Below are 26,977 nucleotides of genomic sequence, written 5' to 3'. Positions count from 1 at the left end.
GTGCCCCGGAACGCTCGTGAGTACACCGGCGACGCTCCGACGACGGAGCGGAACTTCGACATCCGTGCTGCACATGCAGCACGGCCTGACGTGACAGGACGACATCGGTGGATCTGACCGAGGCAGCACAGCGCATCTTCAAGTACCACTGGGTTCTCATCCTCGTGACCACCCTCATCGGTCTGAGCATCCCGCTCCTGCTCGCGCAGGCGCAGGACGACGAGTACCGGGCGAGCGCACGCATCGTCATGGGCTCCGCCGATCCCCGCGACGGCGAGGAGGCCACCAGCCAGGCCGACGCGGCGCTGGGTGTGGCCACGAGCCCGGGAGTGGTCGGCGACGCGCTGACCGAGACCGGCGTGCAGCGGGACGCCGACGAGGTCGCCGGGCGGGTGCGGGTCGAGCCCGTCGGCACCTCCGGAGTGCTCGAGCTGGCGGTCACCGACCCTGACCCCGCGGCGTCCGCAGCTCTCGCCAACGCGCTGGCCGATGCCATCGTGGAACGGCGCGCCGAGGCTGTTCTCGGTGACACCGAGCGACTTCTCCAGGCCACGGACGAGCAGATCGCCGAGCTCGCCGCCACGGTCACCGCGATCCAGGACGAGGCGGCCGCAGCTGCCCGGCAGGAGAGCCGGGCGATCGCTCTGGGTCTGGCCCCCGACTCGACGCTCGACGCGATCGAGCTGCGCAACGACCAGGCGGTCGACCAGCTCAATCGCGCCCAGGACCAGCGTCAGCTGCTGGCGCAGACCCTGGCCGAGACGGTGCGGCCCGACGTGATCGACCGGGCGCCGGAGCAGGGCACCCTCGTCGACGCCTCCGTGCCGGCTCGGCTCGCCGTGGGCGCTCTCCTCGGGCTCCTGCTCGGGATCGCCCTCGCGGCAGCGCTGGAGGCGTGGCGTCCGACGCTGAACGGGCACACCCTGGCTCGTCACTTCGGGGTGCCGCTGCTCGGCCACCTGCCGCGGCTGCCCGGCCGCGGGGCCGGCATCGACGACCCCCGGCTCACCACGTACGTCTCGCTCGCGGCCGACGGGGCGGGGGTGCGGTCCTACGAGCTCGTGCAGGTCGGCCCGAAGACCGACGTCTCGCCGTTGGCCGAGGCGCTCGCCCGGGGCGACGGCAACCATGACGTGCTTCCCGCCGAGGAAAGTGCTTCGAACGGGACCCTGGCGCTGTCCACCAGGTCCCACGGCGGTGCCGGCGTCATCGTGGTGGCGCCGGAGAGGACCAGGTCCACGTGGCTCGAGGACCTGGAACGGCACGTGCAGCTGACCCGGCAGCCAGTCATCGGCGTCGTCACCTACGGGAAGCGCGCAGCGGACGGATCCGGCACCGCGGGCGAGGACGCACCCCGGACGGGGGCGAACGGTGGCGCGAAGGTGAACGGCGGCGCGAAGGGGCGCGGTGGCACGAAGGCGGACGGCGGCGGAACCGGCCGTTCCGAGCCGGGCACCAAGCGCAACGCGACGTCCTCCGCTGCCACCAAGTCCTAGGTCCGGATCGTGGCTGCACACCGCGCCGAACGAGGGAAACGGGGGGTGGACATGGCCGACCGGTGGACGGACGGTCAGCCGCCCAGCAGTCACAGGCCCCTGAGGTCGCCGGACACCGAGCCGGGGACCGGCGTGCTCGCCGTCTTGTGCCTGGCGATCGCCTCGATGCCGCTGGTCAACCCCAAGGCGCCGGGCAATGCGGCACCGATCGACGCGTTCATGGCTCTCGCCCTGTTCGTGGTGTTCGCCTGGGCGCTGCGCAACCGGGTGCTCATCCGCGTGCCCTACGTCGTGCCGATGGCGGGACTGGTGCTCACCGGCCTGACGGCCGCGCTGATGAGCCTGGCCCCGACCAAGGGCGCCATCGCGGTCGCGCAGGAGATCTTTCTGCTGCTCTGGTGCACAGCCATCGTCGCCGTCTGCCGGACGCCGCGAATCCTGTTCCTGCTCATGCGGGTGTGGGTGCTCAGCGCCACCGCGTGGGCGGCGCTGCTGGTGGCCGCGGTCAGCGTGGGGTTCGAGCCCATCGTCGGGGCGACCGAGGGCGGCGGGGCGCGGGCCCGGCTCTTCTTCGACCACCCCAACATGGCCGGCAACTTCTTCATGGTCACGGTCTTCATCGCGGTGGCGGCGGGTTATCCGACCCGGCGCTCCGCGCGCGCCGGCGCCGTCGCCGTCCTCCTGCTGGCGCTGCTCATGACCGGGTCCAACGCCGCACTGCTGTCCCTCCTCGGCGGAGCCATGGTCGCGCTGTTCCTGCACGTGCGCTCGCGGTCCGGTCTGGTCACGGCAACGGCGACAGCGCTCTGCCTGGCCGGCGGGCTGGCCGCCGGGTGGTTCGTCATCGGGCAGCCGCTGCTGGCCGCGGCCCAGCAGAGCGACAACCCGCTGCTGCGCTACTCGCTGGGCCGTGGTGAGGCCAGCGCCGAGGGGCGCGTGGACCTGTTCGCCTCGCAGTTCGAGCTCTACGAGCGCGGCAACCTGCTCGGCATCGGCCCGGCCGGCACTAAGGAGGCGCTCGGCGCATCGGCCGCCCAGACGGTCAAGGAGGCGCACAACGACTACCTGGCCACCCTCGTGGAGCGCGGCCCCCTCGGCCTGCTCGCGCTGATGGCGCTGGTCGCGGTGATCGCCTACCGGTCCGGTGCCATCACCCGGCGTCCGCTGCCGCCGTGGCTGGCCGCCACGGTGCCGGTTCCGGCGGCATTGGTCGGGCTGTGCGCGACCTTCGCCCTCACGGCGGTGACGCACGAGATCCTGCACTACCGGTGGTTCTGGACCACCTTGGGCCTCCTCGCCGCCGTCCACCTCCTGAACAGCCGGGCGCCGGGCGCCTTCGCCGCCGCCGACGACGTGGTCGAGACGCCGGGCTCGCCTCCCTCCGGCGGCGGGAGCGGCGCCCTCGAACGCCGTCCGGTGAGCGCATCGTCCAGTGCCGGCTGAGCCGACCCCCAGCACCGCTCCCGCCGGGCGGCGAACGCAGGGGCTGGTCTCGAACTCGACGTCCCAACTGCTGACCTTCGGGTTCCGGGCGGTTGCGGGCGTCGGCGTCGTCGTCCTCCTCGCCCGGAGCGGCGGCCCCGAGGACCTCGGCGTCGTGCAGTTCGCCCTGACGCTGACGTCGCTGCTCCCCTTCTTCTACGGCGTCCCGACGCTGCTCGCCCGGGAGGTGGCCCGTCGGCCGGAGACGGCGCGCCGGTGGATCGAGGCGGGCACGCTGCTGTCACTGGGCTTCGGCACGCTGTTCACGGCTCTGCTCTTCGCCGTGCCGCTGGCGATCGGCGCCTCGCAGGCAACGGTGCTCACCATCGGCATCGCCGGCATCGGCATGGCGTTCGACGGCATCGCCCGGGTGCAGTTCGCGGTGTTCTGGGCCCGGGAGCGGCTCAGCACCGAGACCTGGATCACCGGTCTGCAGGAGGCCGTCTACCTCGGCGGGACGGCAGCGGTGCTGGCCTCCGGTGGCGGACCGGTCGCTGCCACCGTCGTCTTCGCCGCATCGCGCGCCGTGGGCGCGGTCATCAGCTGGGGCGTCGTCGGCGTCCGGCTCGGAGGGCTGCCGGTGCCGCGGGTGGAACGCGGCGCGCTGCGCCCGATCCTGCGGCAGAGCACGCCGTTCGCCTTGTCGGACACCTTGACGCTCACCAACGGCCGGTTCGACGCCGTCCTGCTCGGTCTGCTGGCCGGACCCGCGGCGGTCGGCCTCTACCAGGCCGCCACCAATCTCGTCCTGCACTTCAACGTCATCGCTCGCAGCATCAACCGGGCCGTGTTCCCCCGCATGGGACGGGCCTGGCCGGAGCGGCCCGACGAGTTCGGCCGGCTGCGCAACCTCTCGTTGCGCGTGCTGGCCTTCATCGCCCTGCCCGTGACCTGCGCATCACTGCTGCTGGCGCCGCGCACGCTCGACTTCCTCTACGGCCCCGAATTCGCACCGGCCGTGCTCACCTACCAGCTGCTGATCGCCGTCATCGCGGTGCGCATGCTGGGCCACACGTTCAGCCTCTCGCTGACGGCGGCCGACCGGCAGAAGGAACGCACGGTGGCGGTGGCGACCGCGGCGGTGCTCAACATCGGCCTCAACTTCTGGTTCATCCCCCGCTTCTCCTACCTGGGTGCGGCCATCACCACCGTGATCTGCGAGACAGGGCTGCTCGTCGCCTACGCGGTGCTGCTGCGCCGGGTGGCCGGCCGCTCCGAGCTGTTCCGGGCCAACGGGTGGCCGCTGCTGGCCGTCGTCCCGATGGCCGGCGCGATCGTGCTCACCGCCGACCTGCACGTGCTGGTCAGCCTGGCGGCCGGACTGGCCGCCTACGGCGCAGCGGTGGCGCTGATCGCCGTGGCCCGCGGCGGAGATCGGAAGCGGCCGACCCGGGCGCTGGCCGCGCTGGTGCAGCCCGCGCGGCAGCCGATCAGCGGCGCGCCGACCGGCGGCTCGCCGCGAGCACGCCGGTGAGCACCGACCGGTAGGACGCGGCGATGGCGTCCGGGCTCCAGCTGGACACGTCGGCCACCACGTCTCGCTCCAGCGAATCGCTGAGCCAGTGCTCCACGGCATCGGCGGCCAGGTCGAGGCGACCGTGGGGCACCGGTGTGCCCTGCGCGCCGAGGGCCAGGAGCTCGCGGACGCCCTCGACGTCGAAGGCCACGTAGGGGGTGCCGGCGGCGGCGGCCTGGACCAGCACCTGGGGAAGCCCCTCGGCGTCGCTGAGCAGGAGCACGACGTCGACGGCTCGCAGCGCCTCGTGCACGAGGCGCGGTTCGGACAGGTAGCCGGTCAGGACGGCGCGGTCGGACAGGCACAGCCGGGCCAGCTCGGCGAGCAGCTCGTCGCGCTGCGGCCCGTCGCCGATGACCAGCAGGTCCGGGGGCGCGGACATGCGGTCGTGCAGATCCCGCAGCAGCTGGGCCAGGAGCACCGGGTTCTTCCGCGGCTCGAGGCTGCCGACGTAGCAGATCAGCGGCCTGCCGGGCACGGTGCCGTACCTGGTGTGCAACAGGTCCCGTGCCGCTGCCCGGTCCGGTAGCAGGTGGGGCAGCGGAACGCCGGAGCGCACGACGTGCAGCCGGTCGCGTGGCACGCCCACCGCGGCGAAGCGGTCGGCCAGATCGGCGCCGACGACGGCATAGGCCGCGGTGCGGGAACCCAGGAGGCGTTCCAGCCGGCGGAACACGGCGTTCTCCAGCTGCCCGTAGCCAGGCCCGAAGCTCGCCATCGACAGCGAGTGGACGGCGGCGGGGCCACCGGCGGCCGCTGCCGCGCGGGCCAGCACCCCTGCCTTCGACTGGTGGGTGACCACCACGGAGTACACGTCGCGCCGCAGCAGCCGCCACAGGCCGATGAGCGCCCGGACGTCGTCCACCGGGGACACCCGGCGGATCAGGGCGGGCAGCACGGACACCTGCTCGGCGCCGGTCTGCTCGGCCGCGAGCTCGACGTCGGAGTCGGCCCCGACCAGCAGGTGGTGCCGGAGCTCAGGTGTGGCGCGGATGATGTCACGCACCCGCCGCTCGGACCCGCCGCGCTGGTACCGGGTGATCACGTGGAGGGCGATCGGTCGCTGGTCGATCCTGCCGGCCTGTTCGTCGTCCACGCCGCTGATCCTCCCTGACCGGTGCGGGCCGGGAACGGGCAGGCGAAAAGATCAGCCTCCCGGGGTTCTCCGACTACCCGTAGTGACAATTCGACCCAGACGATGACGCTGCGTTGACATATCGAGCTGCGACACGGACGCTGAGCCGGATATGTTGCGCACAACACGGGGATTCTCTTGACGCTTCGCTTCCTGCTCCGCCTCGTCGTCGTCTGCGCGCTCGCCGCGGGCACGGTGACCGTTCTGCCGTCGGTGTCCTCGGCCGCGACGCTGGAAGCGACGGTGGTCGCCGCTCGGGACACCTCCGTCTGGGAGCGTCCCAGCCCCGACCCCTCCGGCATCACCTACGACCCCGTCCGCCGCCAGCTGATCATCAGCGACGGCGAGGTCGACGAGATGGGGCTGTACGCGGGGACGAACCTCTTCCTCTCCGGCCTGGACGGGACGCAGGCCTCCGACTTCCCCGGCGGGACGACGCTGCCGCACTCCAACGAGCCCGCGGGTGTCAGCTACCGGTCCGCCGACGGCACCCTCTTCGTCTCCGACGACGACAAGGACCGGATCTTCTCCTTCGAGCCGGGCGGCGACGGCCGGCACGGCACGGGGGACGACACCGTCACCTCGTTCTCGACCCGGGACGTGATCGGCAACAGCGACCCCGAGGACGTCGCCGTCGACATGGACGTGACCGCCAACGGGCACGTCCTCGTCATCGACGGCACCGACAAGGAGGTCTTCGACTACGGCCCGGGCGACAACGGGATCTTCGACGGGCTCGCCCCGGACGGGGACGACACGGTCACCTCGTTCGACGTCGCCCGGCACGGTGCCCTGGACCCGGAGGGTCTGGTCTACCAGCCGCAGCGCAACACCATCCTCGTGCTCGACGACGCGAGCGAGAAGATCTACGAGGTCAACCGGCAAGGTGCGCTGCTCAACGTCGTCGACATCGCACCCGTCCGTGCGCGCAAGACGGCGGGGATGACCCTGGCCCCGGCCAGCGACGGATCCGGACGGCAGAACCTCTACGTCGTCGCGCGGGGCTACGACAACGACTTCGACCCGAACGAGAACGACGGCATGTTCTACGAGCTGGCCGTGGACTTCCCGCCGGTACCGGATGCTCCGCCGAACGCGGCACCCACGGCGGACGCCGGCCCCGACGCGACCGTCATCGCACAGTCCGACGTGACGCTGCAGGGCTCGGTGAGCGACGACGGCCTGCCCAACCCGCCGGGAGCGACGAGCGCGGCCTGGCGCACGGTGAGCGGTCCGGCCCCGGCGGCCTTCGCCGACCCCTCCGCGGCGACGACCGCCGTCTCCTTCCCCGAGCCCGGCCTCTACGTGCTCCGCCTGACCGCCGATGACGGCCAGCTGGTCGACGCCGACGAGATCAGGATCGCCGTACGGCGCAGCGACGGCTCCGGCGTCTTCGACGTGCCGCTGCGAGCCGGCTCCGACGACGCCGAAGGGCGCTTCCGCCAGACGTTCGTCGACGGCAACGACCTCGAGCTGGTCACCGACGGCACGTCGAACCAGCAGGTCGGCCTGCGCTTCGCCGGCGTGCCGGTTCCGCAGGGCGCCACGGTCACCTCCGCCCACGTCCAGTTCAGCGCCGACGAGGTGACCACCGGCGCGGCGGACCTGCTCGTCCAGGGAGAGGAAGCCGACGACACCGAGGGCTTCTCCAGCGACGCGGGCTCCGTCTCCTCCCGTCCGCGCACCGCGGCCTCGGTGACCTGGCAGCCGGCGCCCTGGTCGACGGTCGGGGCCCGCGGGGTGGACGAGCGCACGCCCGACCTGACCGCGATCGTGCAGCAGATCGTGGCGCGCGAGGGCTGGACAGAGGGCAACGCGATGACGTTCGTCGTCACCGGTACCGGCACGCGTACCGCCGACGCCTACGAGGGGGGACCGCAGAACGCGGCCGCCCTGCACGTCGAGTTCGATGCCCCGCTGCCGGACAACTCCGCGCCGACGGCGTCGGCCGGTCCGGACGTCTCGGCGGAGCGGGATCAGCCGGCGACGCTGGCGGGCACGGTGTCCGACGACGGGCTGCCGTCGGGGTCGACGCTCGCCGCCCGGTGGACCCAGCTGAGCGGCCCGGGCACGGCGACCTTCGCCGATGCGTCGGCGGCGTCGACGACTGCCACCTTCTCGTCGGCGGGCACCTACGTGCTCCGGCTGACGGCCGACGACGGAGAGCTCACCGGCACCGACGAGGTGACCGTCGAGGTGGTCGAGCCGCCGGTCGTCGCTCCACCCGCGCAGTCCGGATCGGTGGACGTGCCCGTCCGGGCCGGCACCGACGACGCGGAGGAGCGGGTGAACGGCAGCGTGTACACCAGCAGCGGTGACCTGAACCTGGCCGTCGACGGCACCCGGACGCAGACGATCGGCATGCGGTTCGCCGGTGTCGAGGTGCCGCGGGGCGCCACGATCACCGCCGCCTACCTCCAGTTCCAGGCCGACGAGGTGGACTCCGGCGCAACGTCCCTGCGGATCGCCGGACAGGCCGCGGACGACGCCGCCGCCTTCACCGCCACTCCAGGGAACATCTCGACCCGCCCCCTGACCGGTGCCGGCGTGGAGTGGGCTCCGGCGGAGTGGACGACGCTCAAGGAGCGGGGTCCGGCCCAGCGGACGCCCGATCTCTCGGCCGTCGTCCAGGAGGTCGTCGACCGCACGGGCTGGTCGAACGGGCAGGCGCTGGCCCTGGTGGTCACCGGCTCCGGAACCCGCACCGCGGAGGCGTACGAAGGCGGCGCGGCCAAGGCCCCGGTGCTGCACGTCGAGTTCAGCGCGGACGGCGCGGAGCCCGGGAACGGCGGGGACAGCCCGGGCGACGGCGGCACGGACCCTGGCACGGGAGCCACGGACCCCGGCACGGGAGCCACCGATCCTGGGAACGGTGGCACGGACCCCGGCACGGACGGCGGGGTCGTGACGCTGAGCGTGCCGGTCACGGCGGGCGTGGACGATGCCGAGGAACGGACCAGCGGTGCAGTCGGCACCACCAGCGGTGACCTGAACCTGGCGCTGGACGGCACCCGCGAGCAGACGATCGGCATCCGCTTCGCCGGCGTCGCGGTGCCTGTGGGGGCGACGATCCTCGAGGCCCGCGTCCAGTTCCAGGCCGACGAGGCCGATCCCGGAGCGAGCAGCCTGACCGTCGCCGGTCACGCCGCCGACAGCGCGACGTCGTTCAGCACCGCCGCGTTCGACGTCTCGTCGCGACCGAGGACGTCCGCCGCGGTCGACTGGTCTCCGGCGCCGTGGCCGACGCTCAAGGAGCGCGGCCCCAACCAGCGGACGCCCGACCTGGCCGCGATCGTGCAGGAGATCGTGAACCGGCAGGGGTGGGTCGAGGGCAACGCGCTGGCGCTCCTGCTCACCGGCTCGGGCACCCGCACGGCCGAGTCCTTCGAGGGCGGGGCGGCCAAGGCTCCCGTCCTGGTGCTGCGCTACACGATGTGACATCGGCCGGCGCTGCGTCCAGAGATTGACCCGCAGCGCCTGCACGTCGATGGTGGACGGGTTCCATCAACTTTCGTCAGGGGATCTCAGTGACAACAGGTCGGGTACGAGCGCTGCTCGTCACCACGTTCGTCGGGGTCGGCGTGGCAGCTCTGCCGGCTGCCCCCGCTTCGGCCGGAGTTGTCGCTGCGACGCTGGTCAAGCAGACCTCGACCGGACAGGGCTCGACGTGGGATGCGAAGGGCCACCCCAGCCCGGACCCGTCGGGAATCACCTACAACTCGCGCACGGGACAGCTGATCATCAGCGACGGCGAGGTGGAGGAGACCGGGCCCGCGTACCCGAACAACGTGTGGCGGGGCACGAATCTGTTCGTCGCCGACCTCAAGGGCAACCTGGTGACGACCGGCCTCGACACGATGGCCTACACGCCCGAGCCCACCGGCGTCGGCTTCCGGCCGCGCTTCACGGCGTCCTCCGGGCACACGTTCCCCGAGCGGCTCTTCGTCTCCGACGACGACCGGCACCGGGTGTTCGAGGTGGCCGCCGGTCCCGACGGCGCCTACGGCAACGGCGACGACACGCAGACGTCCTTCGACGTCGCCTTCCTCGGGCACGGGCCCGAGGCCGACGCGGAGGACGTCGCCGTCGACCTCGAGACAATGCGCAACGGTCAGCTGCTGATCATCGACGGGCTGAACAAGCGGGTCTTCGTCTACAACCCGGGGCCCGACCGTGCCTTCAACGGCCAGTCGCCTGCCGGGGACGACTACGTCGAACGCGTGGTCGACGTCGGGGCCTACGGCGCCGGCGATCCCGAGGGCATCGCCTACAACCCCTCCCGGAACACCGTGCTCGTGCTGGACGACTCGAGCAACAAGCTCTACGAGCTCGCTCTGAACGGCGCTCTGCTGAACACGGTCACGTTGCCCTTCACGATGAAGAGCGGGGCCGGCATCGCCCTCGCGCCGGCGAGCAGCGGCTCGGGTGGTCAGAACGCCTACATCGTCGACCGCGGCGTGGACAACGACTCCAGCCAGACCACGTTCAACGACGGGCGGCTCTACGAGATCGCCATCCCGGGAATCCTCGCCGGCGGCACCACGCCTCCGCCGCCCCCGCCCGGCTCCGGCAGCCTGGACATCCCGATCCGGGCGCAGGCGGACGATGCCGAGCAGAAGGCGAGCGGCAGCATGACGCTGACCAGCGGCGACCTCAACCTCGGCCAGGACGCGACGGCACCCATGACCGCCGGGATGCGCTTCACCGGCGTCGGCGTGCCGAAGGGGTCGACCATCACCAATGCCTGGGTGCAGTTCCAGGCCGACGAGGCGCACTCCGGCGCGACCGACCTGAGGGTTCGGGCCCAGACCACCGGCAACGCGGCCGCCTTCACGACGACATCCGGCGACATCACCTCCCGGCCCCTGACGTCCAGCAGCGTCGGTTGGCAGCCGGCGGCCTGGCCGCTCAACGCCCGGAGCGCGGCTCAGCGCACGCCGAACCTCGCACCCGTGCTGCAACCCGTCGTCAACGGGGCTGCCTGGGCGAGCGGTAACGCGCTGGTGCTCGTCGTCTCCGGCACCGGCGAGCGGACGGCGGAGTCGTTCGACGGTGGTGCGGCCAAGGCGCCGGTGCTGCACATCGAGTACGGCCCGGCGTCGGGCACCGGAACGGCGAATGCGGCACCGACCGTGAGCGCGGGCCCTGACTCCTCGGTGGTGCGCCCGGGAGCGGCCACGCTCAGCGGTTCGGTGACCGACGACGGCAAGCCGTCCGGTTCGACGACGTCGGCGTGGAGCAGGCACAGCGGACCGGGCACCGTGGCTTTCGGCGATGCGCGCTCGGCGTCGACGACGGCGACGTTCTCCGCGGCGGGCACCTACGTGCTGCGGCTGACCGGCAGCGACGGGGCGCTGAGCGCGACCAACGACGTGACGGTCACGGTGACCGAGCCGGCAGCGCCGCCGCCGTCGTCCTCGACCGGTGTGCTCGAGATCCCGGTCCGCGCCGGCGCGGACGACGCGGAGGAGCGCTCGTCGGGCGTGACCCTCGGCAGCGGCGACATGAACCTCGTCGTGGACGGGTCGAAGATGCAGACGGTCGGGCTCCGCTTTGCCGGCGTGCAGCTGCCGCGCGGTGCCACCGTGACCAACGCCTACGTGCAGTTCCAGGTGGACGAGGTGTCCACCGGAGCGGCGAACCTGCGCGTTGCGGGTCAGGCGGCGGACGACGCGGCCTCCTTCACGACCGTCGCGGGGAACATCTCCGGTCGGCAGCGGACGGCCGCGAGCGTGGCCTGGGTTCCCGAGTCGTGGCCGACGGCCGGAGCCCGTACGGCGGGGCAGCGGACCACGGACCTGTCGGCGGTGGTGCAGGAGATCGTGAACCGGGGCGGCTGGGGGAGCGGCAACGCCCTCGCCCTGATCGTGACCGGTACGGGGGAGCGCATCGCCGAGTCCTTCGAGGGGGGCGCGGCCAGAGCCCCGGTGCTGCACGTCGAGTACCGGATCGGCTGATCCGGCGGCTCCGGCCGCCGCTCGACCGGCGTCAGACGCGTGGGGGCGCGGCGATCCGGTCGAGCAGTTCGGGATAGCCGGCTCCTGCGTCCCCGGCTCCGCTGACGTGCAGCACCTCGCGCGCGTCCGGTGCCGACCCGGCCCACCACTGCGCGAGCCGGTCTACCAGGTCAGCGCCACGCTGCAGCTCGGACAGCTGCTCGCCGACGGGGAGCTGCTGGGTCCGGCTGTGCCGGGACGGCCGCGCCGCGAGACGGGCGAGGGCGAGCTCGGGCGGGACCTCGACCACCACGAGCAGATCGGGTGACCGCCAGGCGGCCGGATCCTCCAGCGCGGCGAGCACGGGCCCGACGTCGCCGCGGAGCCCCATCGACCACAGCGCCTGGACCGGACCCTCGTCCAGCACGCAGACCTCGTCACGGGGAGCGGACGCGAGCACACCCTGGGCGACGAGCCACTGCACCAGGCGGCCGGCCAGGTTCCCGAGGCCGTGCTGGCCGCGGGCGGCGCCGCGCAGCACCCGCGACGTCGTGACCGGGGAGCGGACTGCGGCCGCCCCCGCGACCGATGCCTTGCGGGCCAGCCTGCGGGTCGTGGGCACCGACGGGCCGAAGGGTGCCTGTGGCTGCCGGGTGACGATGCCCCGTGCGGCGAGGTCGGCGGTGAGGGCCTGGGCGAGCCGGCTCTTGCCGGCCCCCGGGATGCCGACCAACTCGACCAGCGCGCCCAAAGGCCTGCCGGGTGACCGGCTCCCGGTCACAGGTTGGCCCAGACGGCTTCCCGCGCCTCTGCGAGCACCTCTGCGGCCGGCCGGGAGGCGTCGAGCACCTGCGCCGTGGTGGTGCTCCAGTCGGCCGCGTAGACCTCCGCGGACCGTGGCCGCACGAAGTCGGCCGGATCGACGCCCTGCTTGCGCGCGACCGCCGTCTCCGGGTCGACGCGGAGCACGAGCAGCAGATCGGGGTCGGTGATCGCCGCGTACTGGTGCTGCTCGGCCGCCACGAGGCGTCGTGCCAGAGGAGACAGCCCCTCGGCCGGCACCCAGCCGGTGCGCGGGCCGTCCATCAGCGTGACCTGTGCGAGCGGGAAGCGATCGCAGACGACGATGTGCCCCTTTGCGGCGAGGCTGCGGGCACGGCGGTGCTGACGTCGACGGTCCGACGCCGTGACCAGCTGCCACAGCAGCCAGGCGTTGCCGGGGAACTCGCCCCGGTGCTCCTCGGCCGTCGGGTAGTTCGGCAACCAGCGGCGCACGAGGCCGACTCCGCGGCCCAGACCCAATGCCCCCTTCACGGCCAGATTCGTCGCGCTGCGCGGCGGCTTGCCCATGTGCAGCACGCGGGTGTCCAGCGGCCCGTTGAGCCAGTCCGCCAAGTTGTCGACGAGGGTCGACTTGCCCGCCCCGTCACCCCCGACGATGGCGATGACCCGGCCCCCGGCCATCAGCCGCTTGGTGTTGCGCTGACCGAGTGCGTAGTGCCGCACGCCCCACTCGACGCGACGGCGGACCCGCGTGAAGGTGTCGAGCGCCGGTCGGCGGCGCATCAGGTCGGATGCGCCGGAGACGACGCGGCGACCCGTGACGAGGCGGGTTCCCAGGTCCCGCTCCTGGTGCAGCGCCTCGAAGTGCGCCGTCCAGGCGTCCCAGCCGATCTGCGAGAGGTGCGTCTCGACGACGCGACGCAGCTCGGCGGGCTCCGAGCAGGCGTGCAGGTACTCCAGCTCGCGGCGCTCGGTGCCCTTGAGCGGTGCCAGCCCGAACGCGGCGGCGTCCCAGGTGCCGTGCTTCAGCGCCAGGCGCAGGACGAGCACGGCGAGTTCGAACTCCGGCGCGGGCACGGGGAAGAGCGGCCCTTGCGTGCAGGAGGCGAGGTAGGCCGGCTCGATCGGCAGGTGCACGTTCTTGCTGGTGTCGTCACCGAGGACGAGCTGGGCCTGGGCATCGACGTGCACGAAACGGCCCGTCGCCCGGTCCAGGCCGTAGAAGTGCAGCACTCCCGGCACGAACCGACGGCGCTGGGGCCGCGCCTGCTTGAACCCGCACGCCGCGAGCACCTCGGTGAAACGCGTCAGGTGCCGCCGATCGACCAGCAGGTCGAGGTCGTTGTCACCGGAGGCGGACAGGTGCAGGACGTCGTTGCTCTTCCAGTGGCAGTAGGACACCCCGGCGTCCCGCAGTCGGGCGCAGAACTCGACCACGAGAGCGAGAGGCGCCGGGAGTGCCTCCTCGGAACCGCTCCACCCGGTGCCGTCCGTTGCCGCAGATGCCAGTCGTTCTGGTGCCGCCACGTGTGTCCTCTCGCCCGTGCCCCGGTGGTGGAATGATCCCTCGGGCGCGCTCATCGACGTCCTCGTCCCCGAGCTCTTGCTCGACTCGTGTGCAATCGTGCCCGCTCGAGTATGGCTTGCGCACTGACTGCCACCCGTCGTGGTGACGTGCTCACGTGCCGACGGACCGATCGAGCCGCCGACCGGACGCGGGTACGCTGGCGCTCAAGTGGGCCCGCCGAGAGGACGCCTGACGAGGTTCCGAGCACGGACGTCCGCCTGAGCCGCGATCCGAGAGGAACAGGTGTCGATGTTCTTGACCCGCGCACGCCGCCGGTTCGGGATGGTGCCGCTGGTCGCCGTGGTCGTGGTCGTCGTCGTGATGATCGCGGGCGTCGCCTTCTTCGTCATCCGCGACACGGGGTACGAGGCGGCGGACGAGCGTCCGCCGGCCTGCGACGGCGAGGAGCGGACCGTCACCGCACCCTTCCCGCCCGGCACGGAGCTGGACGAGCAGTGGGAAGAGCAGGACCCACCCGACGACGTCACGTACGACCTGACCGGCGTCACCTCGACGGCCTATCCGGCGACCCGCTCGGTGTTCGAGGTGGGTGACGACTTCCCGGCGATGCGGACCTGCGTGGTCGGCGGCACGGTGGTCGGCGACATCGACGACGACGAGACCTGGCAGTACTACCACGACGAGTGGAACGCCGGCTGCGTCAAGCTCGAGGCGCGGGACTGGCTGCAGGTGCGTGATGTGCGGTGCGACGGCATCGAGGACGGCATCGTGGTCAAGGAGTCGGCGGACAACGCCAACGAGACCAACATCTACATCTCGGGGACGTACCTCACGGGCATCCGGGACGACTGCCTGGAGAACGACTACACCATCGGCGGCCTGCTTTACGACAACCTCTGGGAGGAGTGCCACACCGGAATCTCCGAGCGTCCCTGGGGCGACCGGGAGTGGAACACCCCGGAGGACGAGACGCTGACCCTCGACCGCATGCTCATCGGGCTGTGGGAGACGCCCAACCAGGAGGAGGGCGAGAAGCGGATCGAGGGGCACAACTCGATCTTCAAGTGGTCGGACTCCGGCGGTCGTGTGGTCATCAAGTGCTCGATCTTCAAGCTCGAGTCGACGTCGATCAACGGTGTGGACTCGATGGAGATGCCGCCCGGCACAGTGGTCGACGACTCCTCGTGCGAGGACGATCCCTCGACGATCGTCTGGCTGGGGCGCGGCGATTACCCGGGGGAGACCGCCGGGATGCGGGTCACCAAGGACGAGGACGTCTGGGACGACGCGGTGGCGCAGTGGAAGGCCGACCACGACTACTGAGCCGTACCCGGACGGTTCGTCCCGGCTCAGGTGACGATCCCGCCCGCGGAGTGACGGACGGGGCTCGAGTGACTCGAGGGGCGCTGGATTGCCATGACGACTGGTCATGACACAGCTACAGATGGTTAACATCGTTGCGATAACGATTCGTGACGTCGCACACCAGAAGGCCTCCTCATGCTCCGGCGCACCGGACCTCTCCGTCTCTCCCACACCGAGATCGTCCGTCGGGGGTCGGTCGTCGGCCCATTCCGCGGTAGGCGCTCGCGAGCGCCCCGCGTGCTCGGCCTGGGAGTGCTGACCCTCGCCGTGACGACCGTCCTCGTGTCCGCGCCGGTGGTGTCCGGTGCGGAGGAGGCATCCGTTTCGCAGTCGGCGGGCCAGCGGATGTCCTACTCGTCGACCGACGTCTTCGGGTCCTCCGCGACCGGCGGACCGGAGATCCCTGAGGGCGCGGGAACGCCTCAAGCGCTCGCTCCGGCCGTTCCCGCACCGGCGCCGGTACCCCCGGCGGCCGCGCCGCCCTCGCCCTCCGTGCCGTCGGCCTCCGCGTCGCAGCCCCCGAGGCCGGTCGCTTCGAACGCCGCGTGCTCCGGGGCCGGTCGCACGATCGATCGGCCGGCGCCTGCGGGATCGGTCCTGGACACCTCCTGGCAGCAGTCGAGGACCGCTGACGACGTCACCTTCGACCTGACCGGCGTCCTCTCGACGGCCTTTCCATCGAGCAAGCACCCGTTCGTCACCGGCACGACGGTGGCCGGTGCCCGCACCTGCATCCTCGGTGGTGAACTCCGGGGAACCATCGACCCGGGTCTGTCGTGGGAGAACTTCCACGACGACTACAACGCGGCCTGCGTGAAGGTCGTCGCGCTCGACTGGCTGCAGATCCACGGGACGCGGTGCGACGGCGTCGAGGACGGCTTCCGCCCCCAGGAGGGCGGGGTGAACCTGAACCGGACCTCGTTCCTGATCTCGGGCACCCACCTGTCCAACGTCGCTGACGACTGCCTGGAGAACGACTACACCCTCGGCGGCGTGGTGCGCGACAGCCTGTGGGAGTCCTGCTTCACCGGCATCAGCGAGCGTCCCTCGTCGGCGAACGGGTCGTGGACGTCCCCGGAGGGGGAGACCCTGACCCTGGACCACGTGCTCATCGGGCTGCACACGTTGCCGCACGACAGCGACAAGGGCACCGGCACCAATGCGTTATTCAAGTGGTCGAAGTCGGCGAACGACCTGATCATCAAGTGCTCGACCTTCTTCGTGCCCGAGCGATCGGTCAACGGAACCGACACGATGGCGGTGCCGGCGGGAACGGTCGTCGACGACTCGGCCTGCCCGGACCGTCCGTCGACGATCGTGTGGCTCGGTGGCGGGGAGTACCCGGCCCCCACCGCCGGGATCCGCGTGGTGGACGACCGGAAGGTGTGGGACGACGCCGTGGCCGCCTGGAAGGCCGCTCACAACTGATCTGAGCGGATGCCGCGTAGACCTGGGAAGCGGTCGGCATCGGCTCTCCGGCTCAGCCGGCCGTCCAGGCCAGCAGCTCGTCGGCGACCAAGGTGTTGATGACCCGCTCGACCGGGACACCGCACTCGAGGGCGCGCTCGCAGCCGTTGTACTGCCAGTCGAGCTGGCCCGGCGCGTGCGCGTCGGTGTCGATGGCGAACTCGCAGCCGAGCTCCACGGCCAGGCTCAGCAGCCTTCTCGGGGGATCCAGCCGCTCCGGCCGGGAGTTGATCTCCACGGCGGTGCCGTTCTCCACGCAGGCGGTGAACACCGCCTCGGCGTCGAACTCGCTCTCCGGCCGCGGCTTCTGCTCGCCGTTGCGCTGCTTGCGGCCGATCACCAGCCGGCCGGTGCAGTGCCCGAGGACGTCGGTGTGCGGGTTGGCGACGGCGGCGAGCATCCGCTCGGTCATCTGCGCCCTCGGTGCGCGCAGCTCGGAGTGCACGCTGGCCACGACGACGTCGAGCCGGCCCAGCAGCTCGTCGGTCTGGTCCAGGCTGCCGTCGGGGTTGATGTCGCACTCGATGCCGGTGAGGATCCGGAACGGCGCGAGCTCGGCGTTCAGCTCGGCCACGACGTCCAGCTGCTTCTCCAGCCGCTGCGGGCTCAGCCCGTTGGCGACGGTCAGCCGGGGGGAGTGGTCGGTGAGCGCGAGGTACTCGTGGCCCAGCGACATGGCGGCCTCGGCCATCTCGCGGATCGGGCTGCCGCCGTCGGACCAGTCCGAGTGGGCGTGCAGGTCGCCCAAGAGCTTGGCCCGGAAGGCGGCGACGTCGTCGGCGGCGGGCAGCTGGCCGGCGTAGGCCTCCTCCAGCGAGAGGAGGTACTCGGGTACCTCGCCCTTGTGTGCCTGGACGATCGCCGTCGCCGTCTTCGGGCCGATGCCCTTGAGGTCCTTCAGGGTGTTGGTGCGGATCTTCAGGTCGAGCTGCGCCTCGTCGAGGCCGTCGACCACCGCCGCGGCGGTGCGGTAGGCACTGACGCGGTAGCTGGCCTCGCGGGCGCGCTCCAGGAGGAAGGCGATCCTCCGGAGCGCGGCCGCGGGCGGGAGCGGAGTGCTCAGCGGGAGGCCTTCTTCAGGCGCTTCTCCGACTGCTTCTGGGCCTTCGCGGCGCGCTTCTGCGCCTTCTCGAAGCTCTTCTCCGTGGCGTTGGCGGCCTTTACTGCCGCGCGACGCGCGCGGTAGCCCACCGACGGCTTGCCCTCGGTGTCGACGGAGGCCAGCAGCAGGCCGCCGAGCATGCCCAGGTTCTTCACGAAGTGGGCGATCTTCTCGAAGGAGACCTTGGGGTCGTCCTCCTCCCAGAACCGGTGCCCGGCCAGCGTCGTCGGCACGGTGGAGCCGGCCAGCGCGAGGGACGTCAGCCGCGGGAACTTGCCGAGGGCGAGCAGCACACCGGCGCCGACCTGCAGCGCGGCGTTGGCCTTGACGTACTGCTCGACGTCCCGGGGCACCTCGACCGGCAGCTGCTTGTCGGCGGTCTCGGCGATCTTCTCCACCACGGGGCGGGCGCCGGGAACGCGGTCCTGCGGCTTCCGGAGCGTGCTGATGCCGCCGTAGATGAAGGGCGTGGCGAGCAGGGGCCGAGCGATCCGGCGGACGAGCATGGTGACCTCTTTCCTCGATGTCACTGGGGAGTCCGGGGTGCACTGCCCGGAAGATCCTTCTCGCAATCCCCGTGCCATGATCCGGCGATGGCCTCGTACGTGTTGCACACCAGCGTCGACTGCGCCGACGCGTACGGGCTGTCGAGCTGGTGGCGGGCGGTGCTCGACTACGAGGACGACCCGGACGACCCGAACGAGCCCGGGGACGAGGAGTGCCTCATCAGGTCGCTCGACGGGCAGCACCGGCTGCTGTTCATCGAGGTGCCGGACGCCAAGCGGGTCAAGAACCGGGTGCACCTCGACCTGCGGCCGCGCGAGGGCTCGCGCGACGACGAGCTGGCCCGGCTGCTGGCGCTGGGCGCCGCCTCTCTCGACGACCGGCGCAACCCCGACGGCACCGGCTGGGTGGTGCTCGCCGACCCCGAGGGCAACGAGTTCTGCATCCTGCGCAGTGACGCGGAGGTCGCGACGACGCATGGTCCGGACGGCGGCTGACCGGTTCGGGCGCCGCCCCGCACTACCGTCGGGCGCCATGAGCCGTCGCGTCGCCGTCGTGGGGCTGGTGGCCTACCTCGCGGTGCTCGCGTCGCTCACCCTGGGCGCCTCGCCCGGCGCCGTCTTCACCGCCGTCGCGCAGCAGGCGCGCACGTTCGAGGACCTGCAGTGGGTGCGCGCCGGCGACGTCGAGCGGACGGCGAACGTGCTCGTCTTCGTCCCGGTCGGGTTGCTGGTCTGCTTCGCGCTCCCGCGGGTCTCCCGGCTGTGGGTCTGGGTGCTGTGCGTGCTGCTGTCGTTGACGGTGGAGGGAGCGCAGTTCGTGCTCCCCGGCCGCGACTCGACGCCGATCGACGTCGTCACGAACTCCACGGGCGCGGCGATCGGCGTGCTCCTGGCCGTGCTCCTGGTGGGGGTCGGCCGGCTGCGCGCCCGCCGGGCCGCACGTCAGCCGGTGCGGCAGCAGTAGACCGTCAGCGGCTCGCGCTTGCGGAACAGGAACTCGGTGTCCGGCTCGCCCATCTCGCCGTCGTAGGCGACCCGCTCAGGCCCCGACCGCACGAGGACCCGCACCTCCTCGGCGGCGAAGTGCCCGTAGCTGCGGGCGTGCTCGCTCACCCCGAGCACCGTGGCCAGCACGGCGCGGGTGCGCCCGAACCGCAGATCGGCGCGCAGGTACTGGACGTCGAGCAGCCCGTCCTCCAGCCGCGGCCGGTACGCCGGCGCGAGCCCGCGCGGGGTGTAGGTGCAGTTGCCGACGAAGAGGATCCAGGTGCGCAGCCGCTCGCCGTTCACCTCGAGCTCGACCGGCGTCCCGGTGCGCAGCACCTGCGCCGCGGCCACGCTCAGCGCCAGCCACTTGCCGAGCTTCGCGGACATGCGGTCGCGGCGGCGGACCATCTCCGGATACGCGCCGATGCTCGAGGTGTTGAGGAAGGGCGTTCCGTTCACCTCGGCGACGTCGACCTTCACGGCCTGGCCGGCGAGCACCGCGTCGACGGCGTCCTGCGGGGTGGTGAGCCCGACGTCGCGGGCGAAGTGGTTCAGCGTGCCGGCGGGGATCACGGCCAGCGGGAGCCCGTGCTCGAGGGCGACGGCGGCGGCCGCGGCGACGCTGCCGTCTCCGCCGGCCACACCGAGCGCCTGCGCCCGTCCCGACGCCGCTGCCTCGCCGAGCAGCTCGTCCACGCCGCGGTCCTCGCTCGTCTCCAGCACCTCGGCGCGGGGGAGGAGCCGGCGGATGTCCTCGGCCGGGTCGTAGTCGTCGGGGCCGGAGCGAGGGTTGACCGCGACGACGAGGCCTTCGCCGTCGGCCAGCGCGGGGGCGGCGAAGGCAGGGCGCACGCGAGCCGGATCGACGGGCCTGCGCGCCCACCAGTGCTGGCTGGCCGCGGCCACGGCGCCCCCGACGGCCAGGCCGGCCAGGACGTCGCCGGGGTAGTGGACGCCGACGTGCACGCGGGAGTAGCCGACGCCCAGCGCGAGCGGTGCCAGCGCGGCACCGGCGGCCGGGCTCTCCAGTGCAAGCCCCGTGACGAAAGCCGCCGCCGAGCTGGAGTGCCCGCTCGGGAAGGAGAGGCTGCCCGGTTCGCGGCGCAGCCGGCGGTGGGTCTGCAGGTTCTCCAGGTCCGGGCGCACCCGGCCGAAGATCCGCTTGAGGACGACGTTGACCACCGCGCTGGAGAACAGCATCGAGCCGATGCCGCGGATCGCGCCGCGGCGCAGCTGCCCGCGGCGGCTGCCCAGCACGAGCGCGATCAGGAACCAGATCTTGCCGCGGTCGGCGAAGGCCGAGAGGCGGCGCAGCCACCGGTCGGCCGGCGTCGTCGGCAGGGACCCGACGAAGGAGTGGAGCCGCGCATCGAGGTCCCGGGGTGAGCGCACGGGCCGACGCTAGTGGAGCGCGGTCCGCGTGCCGATCCCGTGGAACCCGAACGGGTCAGCGCGCGGCGCCGGTGCGCTGCACGGCGGTGAAGGTGAAGGCCACCGTGCTGACCTTGCCCTGCATCACGTTGCCGGCGGTCTCGGGCAGCTCGATGCTGGCCAGCAGGTGGTCCACCCCGCCGGGTTCCACGCTGGTGGCGCCCTGGAGCGAGCGCTCCGCGACGATCGGGCCGGAGTACAGCTCGGTCGCGCCGGCACCGCAGGCGTACGTGCCGGGGCCGGTCACGGTCCACGACACCGGGCAGTCCTCGAGGGTCAGCTGCAGCCCGTCGACCGCGTCGGTGTCCATCTCGCTGGACTGCGTGGCCCAGGACGTGAAGCCGAGCGCGCCCCAGCCGACGGTGCCGTCGTTGGTGATGTCGAACGGGGTGGCCTTGGTGTCGCCCGGGATGAGGCCGCCGCTGATGGCCGGCACCGTCGCGTAGCTGGCCGCGTAGCCCAGGTTGATGGACAGCACACCGGTGTCCGCGTTCGTGTTCACGGCGTCGGTGCTGTCGGTGAAGGTGCCGAAGGTGCCCATGCCGGCGATCGCGGCCGCAGTGCCGACGACGCCGAGCGAGGCGATGACCTTCGTGCTGGTGCGGTTCTTCGCAGCCGTGATGCGGGTCGACACGATTCCTACCCCCGGTGCTGGCGAGGTGGCCGATCCACCTCCGACACCGACGACCATCCCGGGGCGATCGCAAGGCGGTGCGCAGCGATCCGCAAGAGATCCGCAAGACCGCCGGCGCTGGTCACCGCCGCCGACGGCGACGATGACCAGCGTCTCCCTCAGCGGGCGGTGCCGCCGCGCTGCGTGGCCGTGAGGGTGAAGGCGAGCTCGCTGGACAGCTCCTTCATCTTGTTGCCGGCGCCCCCGGGCAGGGCCGCGGTGAACAGCACGTGGTCGACCTGCCCGGCGCGGAGGCTGGCGGCGCCGGCCAGGGGGCTGGTCGTGACGATGGGCCCCGCGTAGAAGTCGGTCGCCGTCCCCCCACACGTGTAGGCGTCGGGGCCGGTCGCCGTCCACGGCTGCGAGCAGGACCGCAGCGACAGCTGCAGCCCGTCGGCCGCGTCGGTGTCCAGGGCGCTGGAGGCGGTGGCCCACGACCGGAAGGAGACCGAGGACCAGTCCACCGTGCCCGCGTTGCGCACGTCGAAGGGAACGCTGGATGCCTCGCCCGGCTGGAGCCCGCCGATGGCGATGGGGCTGGTGACGGAGTTGTGCGCCCCGTCCAGCGTGATGGAGAGGACGCCCGACTCGACTGCCTGGTCGACGGGCGTGGTGCTGTCGGTGAAGGAGCCGAAGCTGCCGAGGGCGGCGATGGCGGCAGCGCTGCCCAGCACGCCCAGGGACGCGACGGCCTTCACGGCGAGGCCGCTCCCGGCAGATTTCGTGCGGATGGACACGGCGGGTCCTCTCGGTGCGGCCGAGTGGTGGGTCCACCCGGCGTCACCTGCGACCCAAGCCCGGCTACCGCACGGTCGTGCCCAGCCAGGCGCAAGACCTCCGCAAGGGCGGCCGGCGACCCGAACGGTCAGCCCGGGTCAGTCCTCGAAGCAGATCCCGTCGCCGTCACCGTCGCGGCAGTAGCCGCCACCGCCACTGCCCTCTCGCTGACGGCGCCGCTCGGCCTCCTCGGACTCCCGCTCGTACTGCTGGCGGCGCGCCTCGGCCTCCGCCTCCTGGCGCTCGCTCTCCTGCAGGCATGCGCCCTGACCGGCGGTTCGCGCGCTCTTCGCGGCGTTGCCGGCGGCGACGAGGAGGGGGGCGTACCGGGCCTGGACCTCCGACAACTGCTCCGGGTACCGGATGGCGAAGAGGTCGGTCGACGCCGAGTCGTCGTCGGCGAGCTGGAAGCCGGAGGGCTCCCACGAGCCTCCGCTCACCAGTTGCTCGTTGACCGACGCCGCGGGCGCGGCGGGGTCGGGCTCGTCCGAGTCCGCGGGCAGCAGGTGCACGAAGGCTGACGGCCCGCTCTCGTCGGCGCGGACGACCAGGACGCGGGTGCCGACCGGCAGCGCCGCCTCCTTGGCCGCCTGCGCCTGGTCCCGGAGGGAGTCCTCGAGGGCGTAGCAGCCGCCGCCCACCGGTCCGATGAGGTCCAGCGTGACGTCCGCCTTGTCGACCTGGAGCTTGTAGACGTCGTACGGGTGGTGCTCGGTGACGGTGCCGATGAAGGTCGTCTCGTCGAAGTGGAAGGGGTCGGCCTCCGGCTCGCCCCCTCCGCCGCAGCCGGCGACCAGCACCAGTCCCACGAGGCCGGCGACGGCCGGGCGTCCGCGCACGCTCCGCATCCCCGTCATGCCGCCCATCACGTCAGGACTTCTGGCGGGCCCGGTAGGCGGCGACCGTCGAGCGGCTGGCACACGTGTTGGAGCAGTACCGGCGGCTGGCGTTGCGCGAGGTGTCCACGTAGACGTCGTCGCAGCCCTCGGCCGAGCAGACGCCGAGCCGCTGCCAGCCGTGCTGGACGACGACCTGCGACAACCCCATCGCCACCGTCGTCGTCAGCTGCTCGAGGGCGGGGGCGTCCGGCCGCGCGTAGTGCAGGTGCAGCTCGCCGTCGTGGTCGGTGGCGTAGGGCCGTGGCAGGGCGAGGGCCAGCAGCTCGTTGAGCCGGGTGAGGACGTCGGGCTGCGACTCGGCCAGCGCCACCGCGCGGACCAGGAGGGCGGTGTCCGCGGCCTTCCGGGCGTCGGACGGCGTCAGGTCCAGCGAGGTCCCGGGCGTGAACCACTCGTCGTGGGACGCCAGGAATCGCGACACGCCGTCGTCGGGTTCCAGGTCGGCATTGGCCAGGGCGATGGCCAGTTCGACAGCAGTTGACCCGTAGGTGTCGTAGTCCACTTGACTCCCTACCGTCCGATTCCTAGTGTGGGGCTCTGTAGGCGGTCAACGCGATGTGACCCCCTACCGTTCCCTTCCCTGCAGTGCGAAACGAGTTCCAGCGTGCGTGCCTATCTCACCGTCTGGCGGCTTCCCTCCGCCCCGGTGCTCCTGCTTGCCGGCTTCGCCGGACGGCTTCCGTCGTCCATGGTTCCGCTGGCGCTGCTGCTCATGGTGCAGCAGCAGACCGGTTCCTACGCCGTCGCGGGTCTCGCGGCGGCGAGTCTGGGCATCGCCTCGGCTCTGATGGCGCCGATCCTCGGCCGCCTCGCCGACCGCAAGGGCCCGCGCCGGATCCTGCTCACCCAGGCCGCGCTCTACCCGCTGCTGCTCGGGCTGCTGGTCGCGGTCGCCCTCGGTGGCGCCCCCGACGTCGCCGTCGTCGCCGCCTCTGCTGTGGCCGGCGCGAGCACGCCGCTGGTCTCCGGCACGGTGCGCGCACTGTGGTCGCGCACCGACCCGCGCTCGCGCGGCACCGCCTACGCGCTCGACGCGACGGCGACCGAGCTGGTCTTCGTCGTCGGCCCCACGCTGGTCGCCACCCTCGCCGTCCTGGCCGAGCCCGCCTGGGCGGTCGCCGTCGCGGGCACGCTCGCCGTCGTCGGCGCGCTCGGCATCGCCGGCGCCGCACGCTCCTGGGTGTCCGCGCCGGGCCTCTCCCGGGGTCTGTTCACCACCGTCCGCTACCCGGGGATCCCGCGCGTGCTGATCAGCGGCGCCGCCGTGATGCTCGGCTTCGGCGCGCTCGAGGTGGCCATCCCGGCCTTCGCCGACGCCTACGGCTCCCCGGGCATCTCCGGCCTGCTGCTGGCGGTCTGGTCGCTGGGCTCGGTGGCCGGCGGCCTGTGGTTCGGCGCCCGCGTGCTGAGCGCCTCCCTGCCGCGGCAGTACCGGTGGCTGCTGTTCGGCGTCACCATCGGGCTCGCCCCGCTGGCCTGGGTGTCCAGCCCGTGGGCCCTGGGCGTGCTGCTCTTCCTCGGCGGCACGGTGATCGCGCCGACCATGACCGTGCAGAACTCGCTGGTCGGCTCGCTCGCCCCGGTGCACGCCACGACCGAGGCCTTCACCTGGCTCTCGACGATCACCGTCGGTGCCTCCGCGGTCGGCGCCGCCCTCGGTGGCGCGCTGATCGAGACGTCGGCCGGCGTCCCCGGCGCGCTGGGGCTGGCCTGCTTCGCGGCGGCGGTGGCCGTCGTCGTCACGCTCGTGCCGGGGCGCCGGGCACCGGTGGACGTCGTCCACCGGGAGCCGGTGCCCGTCTGAGGGCCAGTCGAGTCGCACGAACTCGTGGCCATCACGCGCTGATCGCCACGAGTTCGTGAGGTTCGGCGGCGAGGCGGCCGGACGGTCGGGACCCCCGCTGGGAGGCCGCTCCGGGCGCTGGTAGTCTCTCTTCTCGGCGGTTACGAGGGAACTCGGACCCCGGGAGGCTTCGCCTAGTCCGGTCTATGGCGCCGCACTGCTAATGCGGTTTGGGTTAATCCCCATCCCGGGTTCAAATCCCGGAGCCTCCGCGCGACACAACTGAACACACGCACCCGTAGCTCAACGGATAGAGCATCTGACTACGGATCAGAAGGTTAGGGGTTCGAATCCCTTCGGGTGCACGTCTGGTTGAGACACCGAGCGGCCCCGCACTTCGACGGAAGTGCGGGGCCGCTTCGTGTCGTGCGGAGGCCGGTGGTCGCGCCGGCTCTGCGCGTTCTGCTCGTGCTCTGCGAGTCCTGCAGCGGCCGCAGAGCGCGAGTTCGACCCACAGAGCGGGCCGGCGTGCAGACACGGCGCGCAGCTCGGGAGATGTGGGGGCGGGGGGCCGGTTCTGACGGTCTGGCCGCGTTGGTCGGTCTACCCAGCAGTGGGTAGCCACTCGATTCCCGGCTACCCCCGCCCGTCCCTACTGTGACCCCGGACACATCCCGGCGTCAAGGCTTCGCCGGCATGTCCTGCCGCAACCGCGAGTGCTTCCTGGCGTACGTCACGTAGAGGACGGCGGCCAGCGCGAGCCAGCCGGCGAAGAGCGCGAACGTCACGCCCGACAGCCCGGTGATCAGGTAGACGCAGAAGGCGATCGAGAGCACCGGCACGACCGGGTAGCCCGGCACCCGGAACCCGCGCGGCAGGTCCGGGGCGATCCGGCGCAGCACCATCACGCCGATCGACACCACGGTGAAGGCCACCAGCGTGCCCATGCTGGTCAGGTCGATGAGGAAGTCCAGCGGTACGAAGCCGGCCAGGGCGCCGACGAAGATCGCGACGGCGACGGTGCCGCGCACCGGCGTCCGGCGGCGGGCGTCGACCGTGCTGAAGAACGCCGGGATCATCCCGTCGCGGCTCATCGAGAACAGGATCCGCGTCTGGCCGTACATGGTCACCAGCGTCACGGAGAAGATCGAGACGACGGCGCCCGCGGCCAGCAGGATCGCCGGCCAGCTGGATCCCGTGACGTTCTCCAGGATCACCGCGAGCCCGGCCTCCTGGCCCTCGAAGCCCTCCGCGGACTGGGCGCCCACCGCGGAGAACGCCACGAGCAGGTAGACGACGGTGACGACGACCAGTGCCCCGATGATCGCCAGCGGCAGGTTGCGGCGGGCGTCCTTCACTTCCTCACCCGCGGTGGAGACGGCGTCCAGTCCGATGAAGGAGAAGAAGATCGACGATGCCGCCATGCTGATCCCGGCGACCCCCATCGGCGCGAACGGGGTGAAGTTGCCCGAGTCGAAGGCGGTGAACGCGACGACGGCGAAGAACAGCAGCACCGCGATCTTCACGACCACCATGACCACGTTCGCGGTCGAGGACTCCCGGACCCCGCGCACCAGCAGCAGCGCGCACATGAGCACCAGGACCACGGCCGGAAGGTTGACCAGCCCTCCGGCGTCCGGGGCGGCGGAGAGTGCGTCGGGGATGCGCAGGCCCACCGTGTCCGACAGCAGCTGGTTGACGTACTCGCTCCAGCCGACCGCCACCGCCGACGAGCTCACCCCGTACTCGAGGACCAGGCACCACCCCACGCCGTAGGCGACGACCTCGCCGAGGGTTGCGTACGCGTAGGAGTACGACGAACCCGATACCGGGATGGACGACGCCAGCTCCGCGTAGCAGAGGGCGGTGAAGGCGGCGGTCAGCGCGGCCAGCACGAACGAGACGACGACGGCGGGCCCGGCCTCCGGAACCGCGGTGCTCAGCACGAAGAAGATCCCGGTGCCGATCGTTGAGCCGATGCCCAGGCACATGAGCGGGATCAGGCCCATGCGGCGGGCCAGGCCGGTGTCCTGCTCGCTCTCGGCGATCAGGGCCGCGACGGGCTTGCGGCGGAGGAGCTGGGCGCGCAGGGATGGTGCGGTCACCGGAGC

The 26,977-nt window shown here is 72.1% G+C and carries 21 protein-coding genes and 2 tRNA genes; 12 read left to right on the top strand and 11 right to left on the bottom strand.

Translation table 11 applies throughout. The features are described 5' to 3' along the window. Window positions 1-107 precede the first annotated feature (107 nt). From LBW97_RS07945 to LBW97_RS07935, 3 genes are all read left to right on the top strand, one after another. Window positions 108-1,496: a hypothetical protein gene (locus LBW97_RS07945; RefSeq protein ID WP_224498860.1), complete on the top strand. Its 1,389-nt coding sequence runs from the start codon at window positions 108-110 to the stop codon at window positions 1,494-1,496. Between the two features lie 132 nt (window positions 1,497-1,628). Further along, complete coding sequence (locus LBW97_RS20375) at window positions 1,629-2,939, top strand: O-antigen ligase (protein WP_224498859.1); 1,311 nt, start codon at window positions 1,629-1,631, stop codon at window positions 2,937-2,939. Next, window positions 2,929-4,452, top strand: coding sequence for a flippase (locus LBW97_RS07935; RefSeq protein WP_224498858.1), 1,524 nt, complete (start codon window positions 2,929-2,931; stop codon window positions 4,450-4,452). The genes LBW97_RS20375 and LBW97_RS07935 overlap by 11 nt, the downstream gene beginning before the upstream one ends. Here LBW97_RS07935 and LBW97_RS07930 read toward each other — a convergent pair. Continuing rightward, window positions 4,409-5,590 carry a glycosyltransferase gene (locus LBW97_RS07930; protein ID WP_224498857.1) on the bottom strand — a complete coding sequence of 394 codons (1,182 nt, stop codon included), beginning with the start codon at window positions 5,588-5,590 and terminating at the stop codon, window positions 4,409-4,411. The genes LBW97_RS07935 and LBW97_RS07930 overlap by 44 nt on opposite strands. 177 nt (window positions 5,591-5,767) lie before the next feature. On the opposite strand from LBW97_RS07930, the gene LBW97_RS07925 reads away from it, so the two are divergent. After that, window positions 5,768-9,067, top strand: coding sequence for a hypothetical protein (locus LBW97_RS07925; protein ID WP_224498856.1), 3,300 nt, complete (start codon window positions 5,768-5,770; stop codon window positions 9,065-9,067). Window positions 9,068-9,210: 143 nt separating this feature from the next. Further along, entirely contained in the window at window positions 9,211-11,586 is a 2,376-nt protein-coding gene (locus LBW97_RS07920; RefSeq protein WP_224498855.1) for a hypothetical protein, read from the top strand. A 31-nt stretch (window positions 11,587-11,617) separates the two neighbouring features. Here LBW97_RS07920 and LBW97_RS07915 read toward each other — a convergent pair whose 3' ends face one another. Together LBW97_RS07915 and LBW97_RS07910 are read right to left on the bottom strand one after the other, a co-directional pair. Continuing rightward, a complete protein-coding gene (locus tag LBW97_RS07915; protein WP_224498854.1) occupies window positions 11,618-12,316 on the bottom strand; it encodes an AAA family ATPase in 699 nt (232 codons plus the stop codon). 26 nt (window positions 12,317-12,342) lie between these two features. Then, window positions 12,343-13,785, bottom strand: coding sequence for a hypothetical protein (locus tag LBW97_RS07910; RefSeq protein ID WP_224498853.1), 1,443 nt, complete (start codon window positions 13,783-13,785; stop codon window positions 12,343-12,345). Between the two features lie 379 nt (window positions 13,786-14,164). Between LBW97_RS07910 and LBW97_RS07905 the strand changes: the two genes are divergently transcribed. Further along, window positions 14,165-15,199 (top strand): hypothetical protein, encoded by a 1,035-nt coding sequence (locus LBW97_RS07905; protein ID WP_224498852.1) that lies wholly within the window; start codon window positions 14,165-14,167, stop codon window positions 15,197-15,199. A 279-nt stretch (window positions 15,200-15,478) separates the two neighbouring features. Beyond that, the gene (locus tag LBW97_RS07900; RefSeq protein WP_224498851.1) at window positions 15,479-16,669 is read left to right on the top strand and encodes a hypothetical protein; all 1,191 of its coding nucleotides are present in this window, start codon (window positions 15,479-15,481) and stop codon (window positions 16,667-16,669) included. A 52-nt stretch (window positions 16,670-16,721) separates the two neighbouring features. On the opposite strand, the gene LBW97_RS07895 is transcribed toward LBW97_RS07900, so the two are convergent. Both LBW97_RS07895 and LBW97_RS07890 read right to left on the bottom strand, forming a co-directional pair. Further along, complete coding sequence (locus tag LBW97_RS07895; RefSeq protein ID WP_224499025.1) at window positions 16,722-17,771, bottom strand: PHP domain-containing protein; 1,050 nt, start codon at window positions 17,769-17,771, stop codon at window positions 16,722-16,724. Further along, window positions 17,768-18,316 carry a DoxX family protein gene (locus tag LBW97_RS07890; RefSeq protein WP_224498850.1) on the bottom strand — a complete coding sequence of 183 codons (549 nt, stop codon included), beginning with the start codon at window positions 18,314-18,316 and terminating at the stop codon, window positions 17,768-17,770. The genes LBW97_RS07895 and LBW97_RS07890 overlap by 4 nt, the downstream gene beginning before the upstream one ends. An 87-nt stretch (window positions 18,317-18,403) precedes the next feature. On the opposite strand from LBW97_RS07890, the gene LBW97_RS07885 reads away from it, so the two are divergent. Together LBW97_RS07885 and LBW97_RS07880 are read left to right on the top strand one after the other, a co-directional pair. Next, window positions 18,404-18,811, top strand: coding sequence for a VOC family protein (locus tag LBW97_RS07885; RefSeq protein WP_224498849.1), 408 nt, complete (start codon window positions 18,404-18,406; stop codon window positions 18,809-18,811). Window positions 18,812-18,848: 37 nt separating this feature from the next. Beyond that, a complete protein-coding gene (locus LBW97_RS07880; RefSeq protein WP_224498848.1) occupies window positions 18,849-19,280 on the top strand; it encodes a VanZ family protein in 432 nt (143 codons plus the stop codon). Here LBW97_RS07880 and LBW97_RS07875 read toward each other — a convergent pair. The 5 genes from LBW97_RS07875 to LBW97_RS07855 all read right to left on the bottom strand — a co-directional run bounded on the left by LBW97_RS07875 (window position 19,259) and on the right by LBW97_RS07855 (window position 23,585). Then, window positions 19,259-20,695 (bottom strand): phosphatase PAP2 family protein, encoded by a 1,437-nt coding sequence (locus tag LBW97_RS07875; protein ID WP_224498847.1) that lies wholly within the window; start codon window positions 20,693-20,695, stop codon window positions 19,259-19,261. The two genes, LBW97_RS07880 and LBW97_RS07875, sit on opposite strands and share 22 nt — an antisense overlap. A 55-nt stretch (window positions 20,696-20,750) precedes the next feature. Continuing rightward, complete coding sequence (locus tag LBW97_RS07870; protein WP_224498846.1) at window positions 20,751-21,368, bottom strand: hypothetical protein; 618 nt, start codon at window positions 21,366-21,368, stop codon at window positions 20,751-20,753. 158 nt (window positions 21,369-21,526) lie between these two features. Continuing rightward, the gene (locus tag LBW97_RS07865) at window positions 21,527-22,144 is read right to left on the bottom strand and encodes a hypothetical protein (RefSeq protein ID WP_224498845.1); all 618 of its coding nucleotides are present in this window, start codon (window positions 22,142-22,144) and stop codon (window positions 21,527-21,529) included. Between the two features lie 138 nt (window positions 22,145-22,282). Next, on the bottom strand, window positions 22,283-23,023 hold the full coding sequence (locus LBW97_RS07860; protein WP_224498844.1) for a hypothetical protein: 741 nt from the start codon (window positions 23,021-23,023) through the stop codon (window positions 22,283-22,285). 31 nt (window positions 23,024-23,054) lie between these two features. Continuing rightward, the gene (locus tag LBW97_RS07855; RefSeq protein WP_224498843.1) at window positions 23,055-23,585 is read right to left on the bottom strand and encodes a CGNR zinc finger domain-containing protein; all 531 of its coding nucleotides are present in this window, start codon (window positions 23,583-23,585) and stop codon (window positions 23,055-23,057) included. 102 nt (window positions 23,586-23,687) lie between these two features. Between LBW97_RS07855 and LBW97_RS07850 the strand changes: the two genes are divergently transcribed. The 3 genes from LBW97_RS07850 to LBW97_RS07840 all read left to right on the top strand — a co-directional run bounded on the left by LBW97_RS07850 (window position 23,688) and on the right by LBW97_RS07840 (window position 25,231). Next, window positions 23,688-24,887 carry an MFS transporter gene (locus LBW97_RS07850; RefSeq protein WP_224498842.1) on the top strand — a complete coding sequence of 400 codons (1,200 nt, stop codon included), beginning with the start codon at window positions 23,688-23,690 and terminating at the stop codon, window positions 24,885-24,887. A 162-nt stretch (window positions 24,888-25,049) separates the two neighbouring features. Continuing rightward, window positions 25,050-25,138, top strand: a tRNA-Ser gene (locus LBW97_RS07845). Window positions 25,139-25,158: 20 nt separating this feature from the next. Beyond that, window positions 25,159-25,231, top strand: a tRNA-Arg gene (locus LBW97_RS07840). A gap of 315 nt (window positions 25,232-25,546) precedes the next feature. Here the strand turns inward: LBW97_RS07840 and LBW97_RS07835 are convergent. After that, window positions 25,547-26,971: an amino acid permease gene (locus tag LBW97_RS07835; protein WP_224498841.1), complete on the bottom strand. Its 1,425-nt coding sequence runs from the start codon at window positions 26,969-26,971 to the stop codon at window positions 25,547-25,549. Window positions 26,972-26,977 lie beyond the last annotated feature (6 nt).

The organism is Blastococcus sp. LR1 (assembly GCF_020166105.1).
Taxonomy (GTDB): domain Bacteria; phylum Actinomycetota; class Actinomycetes; order Mycobacteriales; family Geodermatophilaceae; genus Blastococcus.
The sequence above is the reverse complement of the archived record's forward strand: the minus strand, read 5'-3'. Positions and strand labels throughout refer to the sequence as shown.